Annotated in this window: 17 protein-coding genes; 8 read left to right on the top strand and 9 right to left on the bottom strand. The window is 44.9% G+C overall.

The features are described from left to right. The first annotated feature begins 147 nt into the window (after positions 1-147). The 7 genes from EPL05_RS01115 to EPL05_RS01085 all read left to right on the top strand — a co-directional run bounded on the left by EPL05_RS01115 (position 148) and on the right by EPL05_RS01085 (position 8,011). A complete protein-coding gene (locus EPL05_RS01115; protein ID WP_128531672.1) occupies positions 148-1,926 on the top strand; it encodes an aromatic amino acid hydroxylase in 1,779 nt (592 codons plus the stop codon). Positions 1,927-1,976: 50 nt separating this feature from the next. Next, positions 1,977-2,681: an SDR family NAD(P)-dependent oxidoreductase gene (locus EPL05_RS01110; RefSeq protein ID WP_128531671.1), complete on the top strand. Its 705-nt coding sequence runs from the start codon at positions 1,977-1,979 to the stop codon at positions 2,679-2,681. Positions 2,682-2,765: 84 nt separating this feature from the next. After that, the gene (locus EPL05_RS01105) at positions 2,766-3,833 is read left to right on the top strand and encodes an NADH:flavin oxidoreductase/NADH oxidase (RefSeq protein ID WP_128531670.1); all 1,068 of its coding nucleotides are present in this window, start codon (positions 2,766-2,768) and stop codon (positions 3,831-3,833) included. Positions 3,834-4,131: 298 nt separating this feature from the next. Next, positions 4,132-4,551: an OsmC family protein gene (locus tag EPL05_RS01100; protein WP_128531669.1), complete on the top strand. Its 420-nt coding sequence runs from the start codon at positions 4,132-4,134 to the stop codon at positions 4,549-4,551. Between the two features lie 78 nt (positions 4,552-4,629). Continuing rightward, positions 4,630-5,211, top strand: coding sequence for a DUF4230 domain-containing protein (locus EPL05_RS01095; RefSeq protein WP_128531668.1), 582 nt, complete (start codon positions 4,630-4,632; stop codon positions 5,209-5,211). Between the two features lie 128 nt (positions 5,212-5,339). Further along, complete coding sequence (locus tag EPL05_RS01090) at positions 5,340-6,656, top strand: M16 family metallopeptidase (protein WP_243837181.1); 1,317 nt, start codon at positions 5,340-5,342, stop codon at positions 6,654-6,656. 17 nt (positions 6,657-6,673) lie between these two features. Further along, a complete protein-coding gene (locus EPL05_RS01085) occupies positions 6,674-8,011 on the top strand; it encodes a M16 family metallopeptidase (RefSeq protein ID WP_128531666.1) in 1,338 nt (445 codons plus the stop codon). An 83-nt stretch (positions 8,012-8,094) separates the two neighbouring features. Here EPL05_RS01085 and EPL05_RS01080 read toward each other — a convergent pair whose 3' ends face one another. The 6 genes from EPL05_RS01080 to dnaN all read right to left on the bottom strand — a co-directional run bounded on the left by EPL05_RS01080 (position 8,095) and on the right by dnaN (position 14,357). Then, positions 8,095-9,210, bottom strand: a complete 1,116-nt coding sequence (locus EPL05_RS01080; protein WP_128531665.1) for an AI-2E family transporter — start codon at positions 9,208-9,210, stop codon at positions 8,095-8,097. A 117-nt stretch (positions 9,211-9,327) separates the two neighbouring features. Beyond that, positions 9,328-10,809 (bottom strand): hypothetical protein, encoded by a 1,482-nt coding sequence (locus EPL05_RS01075; RefSeq protein ID WP_128531664.1) that lies wholly within the window; start codon positions 10,807-10,809, stop codon positions 9,328-9,330. A 104-nt stretch (positions 10,810-10,913) separates the two neighbouring features. Further along, the gene (locus EPL05_RS01070) at positions 10,914-11,570 is read right to left on the bottom strand and encodes a DedA family protein (RefSeq protein WP_128531663.1); all 657 of its coding nucleotides are present in this window, start codon (positions 11,568-11,570) and stop codon (positions 10,914-10,916) included. Between the two features lie 54 nt (positions 11,571-11,624). Next, complete coding sequence (locus tag EPL05_RS01065) at positions 11,625-12,368, bottom strand: DUF4397 domain-containing protein (protein WP_128531662.1); 744 nt, start codon at positions 12,366-12,368, stop codon at positions 11,625-11,627. 13 nt (positions 12,369-12,381) lie between these two features. Then, positions 12,382-13,053, bottom strand: coding sequence for a DUF4397 domain-containing protein (locus EPL05_RS01060; protein ID WP_128531661.1), 672 nt, complete (start codon positions 13,051-13,053; stop codon positions 12,382-12,384). A gap of 179 nt (positions 13,054-13,232) precedes the next feature. After that, complete coding sequence (gene dnaN / locus EPL05_RS01055) at positions 13,233-14,357, bottom strand: DNA polymerase III subunit beta (RefSeq protein WP_128531660.1); 1,125 nt, start codon at positions 14,355-14,357, stop codon at positions 13,233-13,235. Positions 14,358-14,509: 152 nt separating this feature from the next. Between dnaN and EPL05_RS01050 the strand changes: the two genes are divergently transcribed. After that, complete coding sequence (locus EPL05_RS01050; protein ID WP_128531659.1) at positions 14,510-15,142, top strand: hypothetical protein; 633 nt, start codon at positions 14,510-14,512, stop codon at positions 15,140-15,142. A gap of 21 nt (positions 15,143-15,163) precedes the next feature. Here the strand turns inward: EPL05_RS01050 and gldG are convergent, their stop codons facing one another. The 3 genes from gldG to EPL05_RS01035 form a co-directional block, all read right to left on the bottom strand. Then, a complete protein-coding gene (gene gldG, locus EPL05_RS01045; protein WP_128531658.1) occupies positions 15,164-17,566 on the bottom strand; it encodes a gliding motility-associated ABC transporter substrate-binding protein GldG in 2,403 nt (800 codons plus the stop codon). Between the two features lie 26 nt (positions 17,567-17,592). After that, positions 17,593-18,096 (bottom strand): hypothetical protein, encoded by a 504-nt coding sequence (locus EPL05_RS01040; protein WP_128531657.1) that lies wholly within the window; start codon positions 18,094-18,096, stop codon positions 17,593-17,595. Positions 18,097-18,242: 146 nt separating this feature from the next. After that, on the bottom strand, positions 18,243-18,761 hold the full coding sequence (locus EPL05_RS01035; RefSeq protein WP_128531656.1) for an outer membrane beta-barrel protein: 519 nt from the start codon (positions 18,759-18,761) through the stop codon (positions 18,243-18,245). Between the last annotated feature and the right edge of the window lie 51 nt (positions 18,762-18,812).

The raw sequence follows: 18,812 nt of genomic DNA, 5'->3' as shown, positions 1-18,812 counted from the left end.
CCCTACACACAAGCATTTTTTTAAAAGCGCAATTTAATTCGGGCAAGCAGGCTTAAAAAAATATAATATTCTGAATATAAAATCTATCAAATCATAATCGGTTATTTGCTGTTTCTGTATCAGAAAATAGTTTAAAGCCTGCTTCTAATGAGTCGATTTAATGATTTTAATAACCCGCAGGTTACTGCACTGCCCGCGCATTTAAAGCAATTTATTGTAGATCAAAATTACGCGCACTACACCCCGGTGGACCATGCCGTGTGGCGCTATGTAATGCGGCAAAACTACAGTTACCTAAAGGATGTAGCCTACTATCCTTACATTCCGGGGTTGCAAAAAGCCGGACTTACCATTGAAAAAATACCCGATCTGAAAGAGATGAACAATGCCTTGGCCAAAATTGGCTGGGGTGCTGTTACTGTAGATGGTTTTATACCGCCGGCAGCATTTATGGAGTACCAGGCGTACCGCGTGTTGGTGATAGCGGCGGATATCCGACAGTTAAAGCATATTGAATATACCCCCGCGCCGGATATTATACACGAATCTGCCGGGCACGCGCCCATTATTGCCGATAAGGATTACCACGAGTACCTGAGCTATTTTGGTTCGATAGGTGCCAAAGCGATGTTTAGCGCGCAGGATTTTGAATTGTATGAAACCATAAGGGCACTATCTATATTAAAAGAGATGCCCGATGCCGATGAGGCTGAAATAAAAAAGGCCGAAGAACTGGTTGCCTTTAGGCAGGATAACATGGGCGAACCATCTGAAATGGCTCTGCTAAGCCGCTTGCACTGGTGGACGGTAGAATACGGACTGATAGGCAATTTGGATGAGCCAAAAATATACGGCGCGGGCTTACTCTCCTCTATCGGCGAGAGCGCCAGCTGTATGACAAAGCAGGTAAATAAACTTCCTTACACCATTGATGCCGTAAAATACAGCTACGATATCACTAAAACGCAGCCACAGCTTTTTGTAACACCTAACTTCCAAAACCTCATTGATGTGCTGGAGCAATTCGCCGCTACAATGTCATTCAGGCGGGGAGGTGAGTACGGCTTGCAAAAAGCTATCGACAGTAAAAATACCTGTACAGCGGTGTATAGCTCGGGCCTGCAGGTTTCGGGCACGTTTACAGCACTGGCTACCGATAAAGAGGGCAATGTTTCCTTCCTGAAAACTAACGGGCCGACGGCATTATCAGCAGGTAATAAACAGCTTAAAGGCCATGGCAAAAGCTATCATAAAGACGGTTTTAGCTCACCGGTGGGGAGATTAAAAAATTTTGAAAAACCGCTTGAAGATTTCACCTTAAACGACCTAAAAACGGCCGGGATTGAGACAGGCAAAAACACTATGCTACAATTTGAAAGCGGCGTTACGGTTACAGGCAAAGTGAAAGCCGTTCACGCTGAAAATAACCGGGTGCAGCTGATCACCTTTACCGGCTGCACAGCAAAAGACGAAGCCGGCAACATCTTGTTCGACCCGGCATGGGGTGTTTATGATATGGCGGTAGGGGAAAAGATCACCTCGGTTTTTTGCGGCGCGGCGGATAAGGATGCTTTTTTGGAGATCGCCTACAAATCGGTAACCGGCACGCATCACCCCGAATACGATGAACACACACTTCAACTGCACAAACTATACCAGCAGGTGCGTAACCGCAGGCATATGGGACAGAATTTTGGCTACCTGGGCAATGTATGGCTGATGCTGCAAAAAATCCATCATGATGATTGGCTCTGTGCGCTGGAAATATTGGAGCTGCTGGATCATGAAGGTGTAGAACGTACCCTGGCTGCCGAGATCCGCAGGTTTTTGGAACATAAAGCTGCTACAGAACCCGAATACAAAAAACTCATCACCGATGGGTTGTATCTCATTAAACATCCGGTGGAACAGAAATTGGTGGTTTAGATACAAATACTAAATTTGCAATAACATTTATCATTCCCAGTACAGGGCTCATGAACATTATTATAACAGGCGCCAGCAGCGGCGTAGGATTTGAAGCTGTATTAGAACTCATACTCTCCGGCAAGCACAAGGTTATGGCTTTGGCCCGCTCGCAGGATAAGCTGGAGAAGCTATTGGAAATTGCAAAAGGCCTCAACCCCGATTGCGAGCTATATGCCATTGCCTTTGATATTGTACATGATGATTATGCCGGGCTGCAGCAATTTATCACAGCAAACTTTGATGACAGGATAGATGTGCTGGTGAACAATGCCGGCGTGCTCATTAATAAACCCTTTACCCAACTTTTAGAAACCGACTTTGTAGAAATGCTGCAAAGCAATTACATAGGTCATGTGCGCATTATTCAAAGCCTGCTCAAGTTTATGGGCGAAGGCTCGCATATCCTCAACATAGGCAGTATGGGTGCGTTCCAGGGGAGCGCCAAGTTTCCGGGCTTGGCGGCTTATTCGGCAAGTAAGGCAGCGTTGCATACCTTAACCGAATGCCTGGCGCAGGAACTGGCAGAGCAGGGCATCAAAGTAAACTGCCTGGCCCTTGGCTCGGCACAAACAGAAATGCTGGAGCAGGCCTTCCCCGGGTATGAATCGCCGGTAATGGCATTTGAAATGGGCAAGTACATTGCCGATTTCGCGGTTACCGGGCATCGGTTTTTTAATGGCAAAGTATTGCCCGTTGCGGTTACTACGCCGTAGGGTTAATCGACCGCCCTTCCTATTTTACAAAACCATGAGATAGCTGCAATAGTAACTTGCCATATTTGTAAAAAAAGGAACATTATGCCGCATCTATTCTCTCCCTTAAAAATAAAAACTATTGAGTTAAAAAACCGCATCGTAGTATCGCCGATGTGCGAATATTCCAGCACGGACGGTTTTGCAAATAACTGGCACCTGGTGCATTTGGGCGCCCGCGCTGTGGGGGGTGCCGGACTTATCATCACCGAAGCTGCCGCGGTATCTGCCGAGGGTCGCATTTCGTATGGCGATCTTGGCATCTGGAAAGATGAGCACATTGCCAAATTGAAAGAGATCACCAATTTTATTGACGACCAAGGCGCTGTTGCAGGCATCCAATTGGCCCACGCCGGCCGCAAGGCCAGTCACGATCTGCCGTGGGCTGGCGGCAAACAAATATCATCAAACGCCGAAAATGGCTGGGTATCTGTTGCGCCAAGCCCCTTAGCTTTTACACCGGCCGAAGAGGCGCCGCTTGAATTAGACCGGGAAGGCATTGCTAAAGTAATTGCCGATTTTCAGGCCGCCGCGGTGCGAGCCCTGGCCGCAGGCTTTAAGGTGATTGAGCTGCACGGCGCGCATGGCTACCTTATCCACGAATTTTTATCGCCGCTAAGCAACCACCGTACCGATGGGTATGGCGGCTTGCTGGAGAACCGCGCCCGTTTATTGTTGGAGATCATTGCGGCGGTTAAAGAGGTTTGGCCCGAAGAATACCCGCTGTTTGTACGCATATCGGCAACCGACTGGACCGAAGGTGGCTGGACGATAGATGACTCCATAGCGTTAGCCAAAATATTAATGGATAAAGGTATCGACCTGATAGATTGCTCTACCGGTGGTAACATAGCAGGAGCGCGCATACCGTTGAAACCCGGCTACCAGGTTGAGTTTGCCGAAGCTGTTAAAGGAGGGGCAGGCACACTTACAGGCGCGGTAGGCTTAATAACCGAAGCCGAACAAGCCAACGAGATCATCGAAACCGGGCAGGCAGATGTGGTGTTGCTGGCGCGCGAACTTCTGCGCGATCCGCATTTCCCGCTGCGTGCTGCACACGAGTTGGGGATAACCGTAAAATGGCCGAACCAGTACGATAGAGCACAGTGGTAACAACAATCGATAAAGGCTTTCTAACAGGGTTAACAAAAGTTAACACAATTTCGAAATTTATTTTTCAATAACCTGATAGTCAATAAATTAAAAAAAAACTGGGTTAACACTTTTTTTGATAATAGTCCAAATCTTTTATTATAAAACTGTAAAGGAATTTAACAATCACTGCCTCCTCATAGCATATTGCTGCTTTGAGAGGCGGGTGAAGCTCTTATTCACAATATCATAACACCCGATATTTTAAATCAATACAACATATTACTACATTCGTAAAAACTCAAAAACAAACACTATCATGAAACGCACAGCAAACGCACATTGGAACGGTACCCTGCAAGCAGGCCAGGGCGAGATCACTACCCAAAGCACTATTCTTAACAAAACACAATATTCATTTAAAACCCGTTTTGCGGATGGTATTGGTACCAACCCCGAAGAATTGATAGCTGCTGCACACGCGGGCTGCTTTACTATGGCGGTTGGCGCGGCTCTATCACAGGCAGGCATCACCCCGGGCGACCTTACTACCGATGCTATCCTCGACCTGGATATGCAGGCGCTCGAAATTAAGGGCATTCACCTGGAGTTGAAAGCCTCTGTAATTGACGGCGTGGACGAAGCCAAATTTAAAGAAGTTGCCGAAGGCGCAAAAGCTGGCTGTATCGTATCAAAAGCGTTAAGCGTGCCAATTACTTTAAACGTTACTTACGCGTAAGCAATAACCTATTTATTTAAAGCAGCGGTGGGCAAACTATCGCTGCTTTTTTTTGTAGCAATAGGTAAATCACACATTATGGCTTTCCGGTCCCGCGTTTCTGTTACTATGGTATTTTTACTGGTGATCATAGGTTCCATTATCTTTCTTATTTTCTATCTAAAGAAACAATTTGCCACACAAACCGAAGTGAACCAGGATATTATGGTGTCTAAAATTACGGCTATGGGTAAGCTGGAACTCGTAAAATATTCTATGAAAGATGTGGTGGAGAAAAAGGAGCTGCACACCATACTGCCCGATGCCCGCGTGCTGTTTGTGGCGGTAGGGGAGGTAACTGCCTGTATAGATCTCACCAAAGTAAATAGGGAAGATATCACCCAAAGTAAGGACAGCATTTGGCTCACCCTGCCAAAACCCGAGATCTGTTACGTAAAGCTCGACCATCAAAGCTCGCGCGTGTATGATGTATCGGGCGTGTGGTTCCCTGATAAAGCGAAAACCATGGTAGAGGATGTTTACAAAATTGCCGAAAAGAAAATGCTTACCACAGCCGGCGAAATGAATTTGCTGGGGAAGGCACAGGAAAACGCCCGTTTGATATTTTTACCCTTCCTGCAAAATGTTTCGGGCAAAAAAGTATCGCTGAAATTTAAATAATAACTAAAAATTCAGTTTAAAATTTATTTACGATATATTTATGGTTCACAATTACCATAAATATGACTCCAAAACTGATTAAACTAATTGCGCTTAGCGCCGCGGGAGTTTTGTGCTCGCTTTGCGTTATGGCCCAGCCTCGCCTGCCAAAAGGCTACTTCTGGAAAAAACTAGCAAACGGCCTCGAAGTTGTTGTTATAGAAAATAGCAAAGTACCCTTGGCCACTATCGAGATAGCAGTAAAGAATGGTGCTTACACCGAAGGCCCCGAGTATAGCGGCCTCTCGCACCTTTTTGAGCACATGTTTTTTAAAGCGAATAAGGATTATCCTAATCAAGAGAAATTCCTGAAACGTACACAGGAACTTGGCGCTATCTGGAACGGTACCACCAACGTAGAACGCGTAAACTACTACTTTACCTTTGATAGAGATAGCCTAAGCGCGGGCCTCAAATTTATGAACGCCGCTATCCGTTTCCCTATATACCGTGCCGAGGATATGGCCAAAGAGCGCCCGGTGGTTGATGGCGAGTTTCAGCGTGCAGAGAGCAGCCCTTATTTTCAGTTATACTACGAAACCAATAAAGCTCTTTGGGGCGATCTGATCACCCGCAAAATGCCTATAGGCGTACACGAGATCATCAACACGGCTACGCCCGAGAAGATGATGATCATCAAAGATAAATACTATTTCCCCAACAACAGCTTGTTAACCATTTGCGGCGATGTGAAGCATGAAGATGCTTTTAAGCTTGCCGAAGCTATTTATGGCGATTGGGCAAACAGTGGCTTCAACCCGCACGAAAAATACCCTATACCTCCGTTTAAGCCTCTTGCCAAAAGCGAGGCTTTTGTAAAAGAAAGCACCATTGCGCAAACGCCGTATATGAACTTTGCATGGCAGGGTCCGGCTTACAAAACCGATTCGGCAGCTACCGTTGCGGCAGATGTATTCTCTTACATTGTTGGGCTTAATTCCAGCAAATTGCAGCAAGCTTTGGTTGATAAGGGCTTGGCTTCTTCTGCCAGCATAAGCTACACTACTTCTTACTATACCGGTGCTATTACTTTGTTTATTGTGCCCAATCCAAATAAGCTGAAAGAGTGTTATGATGAAACGATAAACCAAATAAGCCAGTTTGCCAAGCCGGATTATTTTACTGACGAGCAAATGGCCGATGCAAAAGGTATTTTGCTGCGCAGCCAAGCGCGTAATATGGAAAAACCAAGCGGCTTACCAAGCCAGCTTAGTTTTTGGTGGTGCAGTACCTCGTTTGATTATGGTACTGATATTACCGATAATTACCAAAAAGTAACCCGCGCGGATATTGCCAAATACATCAGCACTTATATCACCGGCAAACCATCCGTAGCTGGTTTAATTGTCAACCCCGAAACAAGCAAAACAACCAATGCAAAAGCATTTTTTGTTGCCACTAAATAACCGTTAACACATTAAAGATGAAAAAGAGAAACTTATTTGTGCTGCTGGTAATGGCAGCTTTATATACTACTAACACCGCTACGGCCCAAAACAAGCCTTACGAAACTACGGTGAGCGGAGTAAAGGTAATTGTACAGCCAAGCGGCAACGATATTGTGGAGATACAAACCGTAATTAGGGGCGGTGTAGAAAATTACCCTGCCGAAAAAATGGGTATTGAAGGGATGGCCATAAATGCCTTAACCGAATGCGGAACCCTTAAACGCTCGAAAAATGATTTTAAAAATGCACTGGATAAAGTAAGCGCCGAGCTTTGGGGTTTTGATACCAAGGAGTATGCGCTCATCAGGATGAACTGCATCAAATCTGATTTAGATGTGGTATGGCCGTTATATGCCGAAGCCATTACTCAGCCGGCTTTTGATGCGAAAGAGTTTGAGCGGATTAAACAGGATGCGATAAACAACCTGAAATCTAACGACGCGCAGCCGGATGCTGCTATTGATAAATATGCCGACAGGGTTGCTTTTGCAGGCAGGGATTATGCTAAAGACCCCGATGGTACTGTTGAGATCTTGTCTAAACTTACCGCTGCGGAAACCAAAGCGTACTACAATAAGATCTTAACCAAATCCAGAATGATAATAGTGGTAGTGGCTGATTTGCCGAAGGCGGATATTGAGGCTAAAGTAGCTGCTATGCTGGCAAACGTAAAAGCCGGCGCACCGTTCGAAGCAAAAAAATCATTCTTCAAGGTGTATAAAAATACATTTGCCGCTCAAAAACGCGACCTCGCAACCAACTATGTGGAAGGTATAACCAGTGGCCCTGCACCGGGCACACCAGATTATAATGCTTTTAACGTAGCCATGCGCATATTTGCCAACAGGCACTTTTTAGAGGTGCGTACCAATAACGGCTTATCTTACGCGCCGCAGGCATGGTTTAATACCGGCAACACGGCAACGGCAAGGTTTTCGGTATCAACTACCCAACCCGATAAATACATTGCTGTGTTTGACAAACTGGTAGACAAGGTAAAAACTGAAGGCTTTAAGGCAGATGAGGTAGCCGATATGAAGGTGACTTATCTTACCGGGTTCTACTATAAAAACGAAACCAACCAAGCCCAGGCAGCAGCAATGGTAAACAATGAAGTGTTGCATAATAACTGGATGCGCTCTATCACCCTGGTTGATGATGTTAAAAAGTTAACCACGAATGATGTAAGCAATGCATTCCTTAAATACATTGGCAGCATTGTTTGGGTTTACCAGGGCGACCCTACAAAAGTACACCCGTTATTTTTCACCAATGGCACCTTAAACAACGGTGGCGCGCCCACAAACCATTAGTCGATAGTCTATGGTCAATAGTCCATAGATAAAATGAAAACAAGAAATATTATGGTCCATGGTCTATTGACTATGGGCCATTTTTATTGCTCCGCTTCCGGCACTACGGCTTTTCGCTTTCGCCGGTTTCTGAGAATATCACCCATGTGGCGCGTTGGGATGTTATCGCCCAGTAGCTTGCCCCATGGTTTCAGGTCTTCTATCCTGTCGAAAATTATTTTAAGCACCGCCACAAATGGGATGGAAAGAAACATGCCTGAGAGGCCCCACAGCTGATTTCCCAGCAGTACCACCACTATAGACATCAGCGCGTTTATCTGCACCTTAGAAGACACAATACGTGGCACCAGTATATTATTATCAATAAACTGGATCACGATGTAGGCGATGATAACGCCCAATTGCGTGGAATAACCATCTTTAGTTACGGTGGCCATCAACACCGGCAGCGCAATGGCTATAATACCCCCCAGGTATGGGATAAGGTTTAATATAGCGCCAATGCAGCCTATCAGTATGCCGTATTTAACGCCAAGCAGTAATAACGCCGCGGAGTTCATGGCCGCCACAATGATCATCTCTATCAGTAAACCAACTATGTAGCTTTGTATGGCACCCTTTGTTTCGCTAAGTACCTCGCTTACCTTTTTAGAATTTTCCTCGGCAAACACCTCGTACAAAAAATTAAGGATAAGCGGCTTGTAGAGCAGCATGAAGAATATATACACCGGCAGCAAAAATATGATGCCCAGGGTGCCTAAAAGGCCGCCCAGCGTTTTGCCAACCATCGACTGGCTGTTGCTTAGCGCCTCTTTTAACATTTGGTCCTGCTTGGCAACGGCTATGCCAAAAGTAGCTTGTACCCAATGTTTAAGATTCATGCTTATTTCACCAAATTTCTGTTTCAGCATGGGCAGCGAATCGCCGAATTGGATAACCTGGGATGATAAGAAATAAAACACCCCGGTTACCACCAATAGGGCTATCAGCATAGCAATTACGATCGATAACACCTTGGGCACTTTGTGCCGCTGCAGCCGATTGGCCAGCGGGTTTAACAATATGGCCAAAAACGCCGCGAAGCCCAGCGGCACCAGTATATCAGTTAGTACTGATAGAATATAAACAACCAAAACAAGGCCGAACAGCACGGCGGTTGCCTGGATGTAAAAGGGTTGGTCTTTAATTTTTATGGCCATGTAATTGTATTTTCATATTAAACACAAAAGCAGTTTTGGCGGTAATTGTTTTAAGCAAAGCTAAAACAAAAACAGCCTGCTTTTTGGCAGGCTGTTTTATAATATCGGCTGGTTCTTTTAATAATTGTTCAGTTGCAGTGTAACATCCGATTTTACTGCCGAAAACATCTTTTGTGAAAAGTACGGTACAATATAGCTATTACCAAACCATAATACGGACGGGCCTTCAGAGTAATCGCCGTTGCTGATGTGCTTTTTAGAAAGCTCTTCTGTTTTTAGCCATTGTCCGCTGCCGAGGTCTAAAATACCAAAAATGCCTACGTTAGAGCGCATGCCTTTTTTTGAATTGGCCACCAGATATAATTTGTTTTTGGCAACATGGAAACCCGTAGTTACTTGGCGGTTAGGATAGTTACTGCTTGCCGGGAACACCTGCTGAAATCTTAAATTCAGATCTTTATCATATGCGTTAACGATTAAAGAATATTCGATATAGAAAGTGGAACCAGCTTGGCTGGAGTATGTTGCATTTGATGATAGCGCCACTAATAATTTCCCATCTGCCTCGGTAATATATTTAATGTTCATGCCGCCGGCGTACCCCATATCTATATCATCTACTTTTTTATTGATGGGTACAAAGCCTTTTTTTAAAGCCTTCAGGCTGGCTTTATCTATCACCTGGGTAACGTATGCTTTCTTGCTGCTTTCAAAATCGAGCTTGCCTATACCTAATTCTGCATCCTTATCCTGGTTTCTGTAAATTAGCCCATAGTAAAGCACGTTGCTGTTATCAGACGGGCAGGTAAACAATATCCGGCTTGGGATAGCAGAATCTTTAATCTCGAAAGAAACAGGTACCGTTAACTGGTTAGATGGCGTTGTTTTACCCGCATCATACTTATAAACCTCGATGCTGGGACCGTTAAGCCAACTGATGAACATATCGGCATGCTTATTCCACGATAGGGATACAAACAGCCCGTTGGAGCGCACCGGCTTAAAGGAGCTTACCGAATCGAGTTTGTCATTGTATTCAACAACCTGTAGTTTGCGCGTTTCGTTGTATTCGCGGGCGTACCTGTCCGAAAACCAATCGTAAAAGGGGATGCCGATATGTATTTTGCGCCTGTAGCCGGTTTGCCTTACTGCCAGTTTAAAAAAGGCACCGTCGCCGGTATACATTTGCGGGTATTCCACGTAGTCATCATCAGATTTATAAACGATCTTATCTGACAGCACCTTGCCGTTATCCGGGTCGACAACATAGGCCTCGAAAGTATTGTTGGTGCCTTTAAAGTTAGAGTGGGTGGTTGAGGCAAGCGCCACTATCTTCCCTTTAAATTTATCGGTTTTAATGCCAAAGCCGGCTAGCGAGGTACGCCATACTACCTGTAGTTTATCGTTTACTGCAACCAGGTCGAAGCTTTCATCGCCCGTACTTATCTGCATTACATTCAGGTGCTCGTTAAAAGCAAAGGCGTTACTGCCCTTAATACCGTTGGCAAAATCCTCCATAATGGGCGGGTCGTCGTTCTGCGCCAGTACTGCAATGGTTGTAAAAAGGGTTAATACTGTAATAAGTAAGATTTTTTTCATGTAATAAGTTAGGTTTATTTCTGGCTTGAATTACGTCAAAAAAAAGGAGAATCGGGATATTTTTTTGACAAATAAGTTAATATGAGCAAGAGGGACAGATAATACTAAGCGGCTTGTTTGCCCTTGTTCATCCTGCTTTTAATGAAAGCGAAAATAGGTGGCAGGATAGATAACAGCACAATGCCGATAGCAACCAACGAAAAGTTATTTTTAAAGAAAGGCACACCACCAAACAGGTAACCGCCGTAAAGGAAAAGCACTATCCACGATAATCCGCCGATAATGTTATACAGGCTGTATCGCCCTATAGGCATCCGGCCAACACCGGCCACAAATGGGGCTATGGTGCGTATAATAGGCATAAACCTGCTAAATATTACCGCTTTGCCGCCGTGCTTATCAAAAAAGGCTTTGGTTTGTATGTAGTAGCTCAGCTTCAGTATTTTGTTCTTCTCTTTAAAAACCTTTGGCCCCAGGTAGTTACCCAGCATGTAATTTACCGTATTGCCGGCAAAAGCCGCAATAATTAAAATAATGGCCAGTAGATGGATATCCAAGCCCGATGCACCACCCGCTATTAAAGCGCCGGCTGCAAACAGCAGCGAGTCGCCCGGTAAAAACGGGGTAACTACAAAACCGGTTTCGGCAAAAATGATCACAAAAAGGATGAGGTAGGTCCAGCCCTGATATTGGCTGGTTATTTCGGCAAGGTGCTTATCAATGTGCAGGATGAAGTCTATCAGGCTGTGTATTATTTCCAAAGCATTTTAATTTTAGTCAAAAATAGCAAGATAAAGCTAAAAAGCGCTTTATTATTACTTTTTATCGGGGATTGTGTTTAAAATAACACCGGCGCTAAATGCCGCGGTATCTGTACGGTTGGGTAAACCGTAGGCATAAATGGTGTAAAGCTTACCATCCAGCATGGTTACGTTTTTTAGTGTAGTTAATATGGTTGATGGTGCCGCGGTGGCACTTATCTTGAGGTTGTAGCCGCCGGCGGTAACCTCTTTATACGCGCTTACAGCCTTGTATCCTATGTTTGAGAAAACCAGCGAATCGTTCGCGGTAATATTTAAGCCCGCGCTGCCCGGTGAGGCGTTAACCAGCCTTATTTTGCTGCGCCCTACAGCTGGTACGCTGCCCGAATCTACGGTGAAGATGTAGGTTAGCGAACTGTCTGACCGTAAACCGGTAAGGAACCAGGTATACCTTACGTTTTTCTTTAACGATCTATCCAGCGTAAGCAGGTTGCTTTGGCTGCTGGTATTGCTTAGCGCCGGGCGTATCTGCAACGGGGTATCGTTAATGTTCATTAAAAAATACCCCGAAGCATTGGGGTACCTGTAGGTGGTTGGGCCCTGCTTTATAAATTCGGCATATAAGTTTACCGGGTTTATATTGGGGCTGAGGTTTACAATGTTGAGGTAACCATTATCTGTACCCAGCGAAGTGCTGTTATTATCCTTACCGCACGACAGGAACTGAGGCACTATAAGCACCCCCACTATAAACAAACACAGGTATTTTAGTATGCCGCTTTTATTATTACTGATCATTATTTTATCAAAACTATTTATTAACTACCAGCCCGGTGCCAAATTTTAAACCGCCCGTACCCGCTAATTTGCCTTTTGCAAACAGTGTATACATCCTGCCTGCTGTCAGCGTTCGCGAGGTATCGGCTATGGCGTTGGTGGTACCCGCCCTAAATACCTGTATATGCTTTATACCAACACCTATCGGCAAAAATACCGAAGTTGATTTATACGCTCGCAGTTTAAAGTTCAGGGAATCTATCTTCACATCCAGGTCGCCCGAGCCGGGAGACGCGTTTACAAACCTTATTTTGGCTCGCCCGGAAGTATCCGAAACCAGTGTATCGCGTGTAGTAAATGTATCATCGGCAGCTTCCCCGGCAATATACACCGAGTAAACCTTGTTGGTATCGAGCGCTAAGGGCAGATTAAACAACACAGCAGAATTGCCCAGCCGCTTAAACTGGTAGTTCTGGTCGGCGTATTTTACAGCAAGGTAACCGGTATAGCCAAAAGGATAGAGCGAAGAAGTTGTATTTACCCGGCTCCCGTTAAGATAATAGTTAAGCGTATCGGTTGTAGCGTTCACTACATTTAAGGTAGTAGTTAAGTTAGATGACGCGGGTACGGCATCATCTCCTACCTTGCAGGAGGATATGGCCAAAGCGAACAACACTACAATTAAAACAGGTAACTTGAAATTCATATAAATTAGCAGATGCAATAATAACTGTATAACCGCAGGTTTTGTTATCTGTGGAACAAAAAAGTCCGGCTTTTAATGGCCGGACTTTTTGTTTTGGGTTGATTAGAGGTTGGAGTAGTTACCAGGTTTTTGCCGTTAAGCAACCACCAATTGATCTTTATGCCATCCTCTAATCAATATTATGCGTAGCTGTTAAGCATTACCGGCATTACCAGCATCAATACGTCTTCGTTCTCGTCGCCGCCTTGTGGCAGTAATAAACCTGCACGGTTAGGGGTCGACATTTCTAACGATACTTCTTCACAGCTCAGGTTCTTCAGCATCTCAATCAGGAAACGGGCGTTAAAACCAATCTCCAGGTCGTCGCCTTCGTACTGGCAGCTTAAACGCTCGTGCGCTTCGTTTGCAAAATCAATATCTTCTGATGATATGTTTAGTTCGCTGCCGCTAATTTTTAACCTTACCTGGTGGGTGGTTTTGTTAGCGTAGATAGCCACACGGCTTAGGGTGCCTAATAATGAGAGGCGGTCTATCGACATTTTATTAGGATTTTCTTTCGGGATAACGGCTTCGTAATCCGGGTAGCGCTCATCTATCAGGCGGCACACCAGGTTAATGTTACCAAATTTGAAGAATGCGCTGGTGCTATTATACTCTACCGATACATTAACATCACTATCCGGCAGGGCCGATTTTAGCAGGGTTAACGCTTTCTTTGGCAGGATGAACGCGGTAGTGCTATCCGCTTTGGCATCCTTACGGCGGTAACGTACCAGCTTGTGGGCATCAGTAGCTACAAAGGTAAGGTGCTGGCTGCTTAGCTGGCAATAAACGCCCGTCATGGCCGGCCTTAATTCATCATTACTTACCGCGAATATGGTTTTATTGATCGCCTCGCCCAGTACAGATGCAGGCAGGTTTACCGATGATGCGTTTTCAACGGTAGGGATCTTTGGGAAGTCTTCGCCGTTTTCGCCGCTTAGCTTGTATTTACCGTCGCCGGCGCTTATTTCAATGGCAAAAGTTTTATCGTCTACAGAGAAAGATACGGGCTGCTCCGGTAAGGATTTCAGTGTATCCAGTAATATGCGCGATGGTATGGCTATACGACCGCTCTCTTTGGCTTCTACGGCTAAAGAGGTGGTCATGCTGGTTTGCAGGTCGGTTGCAGAAATGGTTAAGTTTCCGTCTTTTATCTCGAACAAGAAGTTTTCCAGTATAGGTAAAACGGTGCTATTGCTTAACGCGCCACTTACAGACTGCAGTTGCTTGAGTAAGGTTGATGTGGAAACTATGAATCTCATAATGGGTTAGTTCGTTTAGTAAATCAAAAGTATAAAATTTAATGTGCATACTTTACGATGTGCAGGTAATGTTGATAAAAAGCTGTAATATTAACAATAGGTTAGGCTTCAATCAAAGAAACTGCGATTGTTCACAAATAAAATTAAAAAAATTGGAATTAAAGGATTTGCATTTTATAGAACTCGACAGTTCGACATTAGAAAATACAGCGTTTTATTTGGCGTTTTCAAGCTTATCATTTAATCGCGGCATTATATTTAAAAGAATTGGCACGCAGCCTGCATTTGTTTTATCGGAAGTAATAGAAAATATAGATAAGGAGGTTTTAGACATAGTTATCCATGACCATAACGCGGTTGGAGGATTGGCTGTTTATACAAAGGCAAATGGCGCTAACATTGCGGTTCATGATTTTATCTTTGATTTGCTTACTCATCATGATATTGATAAAAAGTGGCGATATAATGATGATGATTATTTTACCGAATTTTCTTCAGAATATAATTCAAAAGAACGGTTTAGAGGAATCGGGTTGTACGAGATTGATGTGGAGGATTTTAGCCGCAGATTATTATTAATGGCCATGCTCGGATCTTGCTATGATAAAATGGAAAATTATTCCAAGGTGATGATAAGCAAGTTCATTGGTAGCCTACTGACCGGCAATGATAGAATAATAGTTGCCACACAACCATGGGGCGAGTATTATATAGGTTGGTTTACTTGTTTCTTTGTTATTCGAAAAACTGATGTTGTCATTTTAGGAGTAGATGACTATGATTGATTTGCTTACCATCAATAAATATTACCGGGCGTATTTACGTTTGCGGATGTAAAACTGTAAAACTGCGAATATCAACACCAGGCCAATAGGTACTATGTTATTTATTAATTGCCATTGCAGTTTTTCACTGCGGATGCGGGCCCTGTCAAGCAGGCGTATTTGTATCTCTTTGTTGCGGAGGGAGATCAGCCCCGAGTCGTCGGCCATGTAATCGGCAATGTTCATCAATAGCGTTAGGTTGCCATAGCTTTGCTTGGTGTAGCGGTCGTACCCCAGCGGGTAGGGCGAGCCATCTGCACCAACCTGGTTGCGCAGGATATCGCCATCACTCAGTACGATCATCTTGGTGGGCTTGCTTTCGCCTAATACTTCAATCTTTTCGCCCAAACTATCGGGCACCGGCCTGTTGCGGAAATCGGATATGAATTTACCTTCCAGCAATACCCCGGTTATCTTCTGCGGACTTTGAAAATCCTTTGGGTTAGGCTCGTCGCGCAGCGCCATCAGCGATAACAGGTGCGGCGTTTTTATCTCTTTGTTATAGGGCGAGGTGTTCAGCAGCACCGTTTTCTCTACGTTTTTAATATCCAGCACATCAATTGTGCTGGCAAACTGGCTGGTAATGCCATCCAGATTTTTTACAATGGGGTGGGTAGATTGCGGGATGTACACCGGGTAAAACAGCCAGTTGAGTAGCTGGATCTGCGGCTGCCCGCCAACATCGCCGGTGGTAACCGGTATTTGCGAACTGTTGATATCTGCAATGAGGTTATAGTTAATGCGGACACCGTAACGAAAAAGCTGATCGTCCAGATTCAATTCTTTATTAAAGGCCAGCGCTTGGTTGCCTTTGCCTTTTAAGCTATCCAGTTCGGCACTCACCTGGTCTATGGCCCAAAGCACACGGCCACCACGCATCAGGTATTGGTCTATCTTGAATTTTTCCAGTTCGGTAAAGGCTTTGTCGGGCTTGGCGATAACCAGTAAACCAACTTTACGCAAGCTGTCGAAAGGGATAGTAGCGAGGTTTATCCGGCCAACCAAGTAACCGTCAGACAGGTTACGCATGGCATCGTTCAGCTGCAGGTCGGTTAACTCTTTGTGCCCTTCGGTAAAGCCGATGCGCTGCTTACCACCCGTTGTTATTTTTTTGATGGCCGATGTAAAGGCATACTCCAGGTTTTGGATGGAGCTGTTCAGCTTTTCTTCGGGCGAGGTGTTGAGGTTACTCTGATTTTCGAGCAGTTTTACCGGGATGGCTTTATCGCCGTAAGTAACCAACGCGAACGGGAACATCACTTTAGATTGCACGCCATCGTCGGTTTTTACGCTGAGGTTTTGCGCCTCTATGCCTTGGGCCGACAGGTTTTCAAAGGCCTGTTTCTGCTGATCCTGCGAGAGGCCTTTTATAGGGTCGATAAATACAAAGGTTAGCTTGCTGTGGCTGTAAGCCTGCAGGTCGCTCAGCATATCTTTGGTGGCGGTTTGCAAGCGTTTTATCCCGCCGGGGAAACCATCTCCCTGCAAATAAACGGTAATGTTTACCGGGGCGGGGAGGCTATCCAGCACCTTACGGCTAACGGTAGATATGGTAAAGCGTTTCTCTTTGGTGAAATCGAACCGGGTAAAAAAACGTTGGGTAAACAGCGTTAACGCAAATAAGATGCCCAGCGTGCTCAGAAATACTGTGTTGATGAACTTTTTTTGCTGCTGGCGGTGGAGCACAAAAAGGGTAAGCAAAATAAACAGGGCATCCAGCAATAGAAAATACACCAAGTCGCGGGTATCCAATACACCTCGACTTACCGAGTTATAATGCTCGGTAATACCCAAACTTTGGATGCCGAGGGTTTGAAGGGAGAACAAACCTCCAAGAGAATCGAACCCGCTATAGAAAAAGAAGCAGAGGAAAACCGCGATGGTAAAAGCGATTACCTGGTTTTTACTTACCGAGGAGGCAAACAAACCAATAGCCGTAAATGCCGAACCCAACAGGAATAACCCTATGTAAGAACCAATAACCGCGCCGCTATCTATATTGCCCTGCGGCGCGCCAAGGGTATAAACGCTGTAATAATAAACCAGTGTAGGCACCAGCGCGAAAAGTACCACAACCACCCCGGCAAAGTACTTGCCCAATACTATTTGCAAATCGGTTAAAGGGCGGGTTAGTAATAACTCGAACGTACCCTCGCGGCGTTCTTCGGCCAGTGAGCGCATGGTGATGGCCGGCACCAAAAACATAAACAGGTATGGCGCTGTGCTAAACAGGCTGTCCAGCCCGGCGTAACCGTAAGCCAGTATGCTGGTATCGGGGAACACCCATAAAAATAGGCCTAAAACCAATAAGAATACGCCAATGGTAACGTAAGCCACCAAGGAGCTGAGGTAAGTTGTTATTTCTTTTTTTAAGATCGGGAACATCGTTGTTTGATTCGTATGTTACAAAGTTACCACGTAAAATGGTATGCTACGCGAATACCTGTTTGCCTAACGCGCCCGCTGCCCCAGTTTTCGTACCGGAAGCCAAGTTCGATAGCCGTATTTTTGCTCATAGGCAGCAAAAAGCCCGGGCCAAGCGCAAATGCAAAGAGTTTGTTTTTCGAGTAATTGGTTTCGATAGATGTACCCAATTCTCCTTCTATAAAAAAGCCTTCGCTCAGGTAATATTTTACGCCAGCCTTTAGCGGTACAAACCCCGCAGCATCCTGCGATCTGCTACTGCCTATCAGCGATTTTTTATAATAAAGGCTGGTATAGCCTGCGGTAATTGTTAAGCTGGCTGCACTGGAAACAGGTATTTCTGCCTTGCCCGAAGCACCCAGGCCAACGTTATAGATGCTATTGGTAGGGATAGCAAGATCGAGCCCTGCGCTGAATGCACTTTTAGGCGCGCTTTGCCCTTGTGCAACGGTATATAAAAATAGAAATAATATGGGTAACAGTCTCTTCATTTGATGTGCCAGCATTGCTTGTGGCTAATAACGCCGAAATTACAATTATAATGCGCCATTTATAAATCTGCCGCGCTGCAAATAAAACAAAACAAAAAAAGTCCCGGAAACCTCCCGGGACTTTTCATTATAAATATTTTTTTTATTTAGAAGCTGATTGCAATGCGGGCTGCAACCTGGCTTGTAGTGCCGTTTTTAGACCAGGCTTCGTAACGAAGACCCAGATCGAAACCACCGGCAAAGGTATAGCCTATACCCGGCGCGTAAGCAAAAGCGGTACCGCCACCGCTTTCTGTAGAGAAAGTAGCGCCTAACTGGCCTTCGCCATAGAAGCCATCGCTGAAATAATATTTAATACCTGCTTTCAAGGGTACAAAACCTGCGCCCGATTTATCTACGCCGAGAGATTTTAGCGCGTCTTTAGTGTCGCTATTGTATAAAAATCTGGTATAGCCGGCTGAAATAGTAAAAAAGGTGCCGGTTGAAATTGGTAAATCGTATTTAACATCGATGCCGGGAGCGAATGACGAAATATCATGCGCGACGCCTGTTGGCAGGCCAAGGTTAACGCCAATACTGAATTTTGCGGCATCACTATCTGACTGTGCAAGGCAAGTAGCTGAAATGCTTCCTACGAATAGGATCGCTAAAAGGATTTTTTTCATTGTTTGAGATATGTGGTTTAAGGATTAATTCAGCTAATTTAAAAAATAATA

This window comes from Mucilaginibacter gilvus (assembly GCF_004054195.1).
Classification (GTDB): domain Bacteria; phylum Bacteroidota; class Bacteroidia; order Sphingobacteriales; family Sphingobacteriaceae; genus Mucilaginibacter; species Mucilaginibacter gilvus.
The sequence above is the reverse complement of the archived record's forward strand: the minus strand, read 5'-3'. Positions and strand labels throughout refer to the sequence as shown.

Coding starts and splice junctions, on each gene's coding strand:
- gldG (WP_128531658.1), bottom strand. CDS start 17,566: ATGTTCCCGATCTTAAAAAAAGAAATAACAACTTACCTCAGCTCCTTG.
- EPL05_RS01065 (WP_128531662.1), bottom strand. CDS start 12,368: ATGATCAGTAATAATAAAAGCGGCATACTAAAATACCTGTGTTTGTTT.
- EPL05_RS01060 (WP_128531661.1), bottom strand. CDS start 13,053: ATGAATTTCAAGTTACCTGTTTTAATTGTAGTGTTGTTCGCTTTGGCC.
- EPL05_RS01035 (WP_128531656.1), bottom strand. CDS start 18,761: ATGAAAAAAATCCTTTTAGCGATCCTATTCGTAGGAAGCATTTCAGCT.
- EPL05_RS01110 (WP_128531671.1), top strand. CDS start 1,977: ATGAACATTATTATAACAGGCGCCAGCAGCGGCGTAGGATTTGAAGCT.
- EPL05_RS01085 (WP_128531666.1), top strand. CDS start 6,674: ATGAAAAAGAGAAACTTATTTGTGCTGCTGGTAATGGCAGCTTTATAT.
- EPL05_RS01100 (WP_128531669.1), top strand. CDS start 4,132: ATGAAACGCACAGCAAACGCACATTGGAACGGTACCCTGCAAGCAGGC.
- EPL05_RS01095 (WP_128531668.1), top strand. CDS start 4,630: ATGGCTTTCCGGTCCCGCGTTTCTGTTACTATGGTATTTTTACTGGTG.
- EPL05_RS01075 (WP_128531664.1), bottom strand. CDS start 10,809: ATGAAAAAAATCTTACTTATTACAGTATTAACCCTTTTTACAACCATT.
- dnaN (WP_128531660.1), bottom strand. CDS start 14,357: ATGAGATTCATAGTTTCCACATCAACCTTACTCAAGCAACTGCAGTCT.
- EPL05_RS01080 (WP_128531665.1), bottom strand. CDS start 9,210: ATGGCCATAAAAATTAAAGACCAACCCTTTTACATCCAGGCAACCGCC.
- EPL05_RS01115 (WP_128531672.1), top strand. CDS start 148: ATGAGTCGATTTAATGATTTTAATAACCCGCAGGTTACTGCACTGCCC.
- EPL05_RS01090 (WP_243837181.1), top strand. CDS start 5,340: ATGGCCCAGCCTCGCCTGCCAAAAGGCTACTTCTGGAAAAAACTAGCA.
- EPL05_RS01105 (WP_128531670.1), top strand. CDS start 2,766: ATGCCGCATCTATTCTCTCCCTTAAAAATAAAAACTATTGAGTTAAAA.
- EPL05_RS01040 (WP_128531657.1), bottom strand. CDS start 18,096: ATGAAGAGACTGTTACCCATATTATTTCTATTTTTATATACCGTTGCA.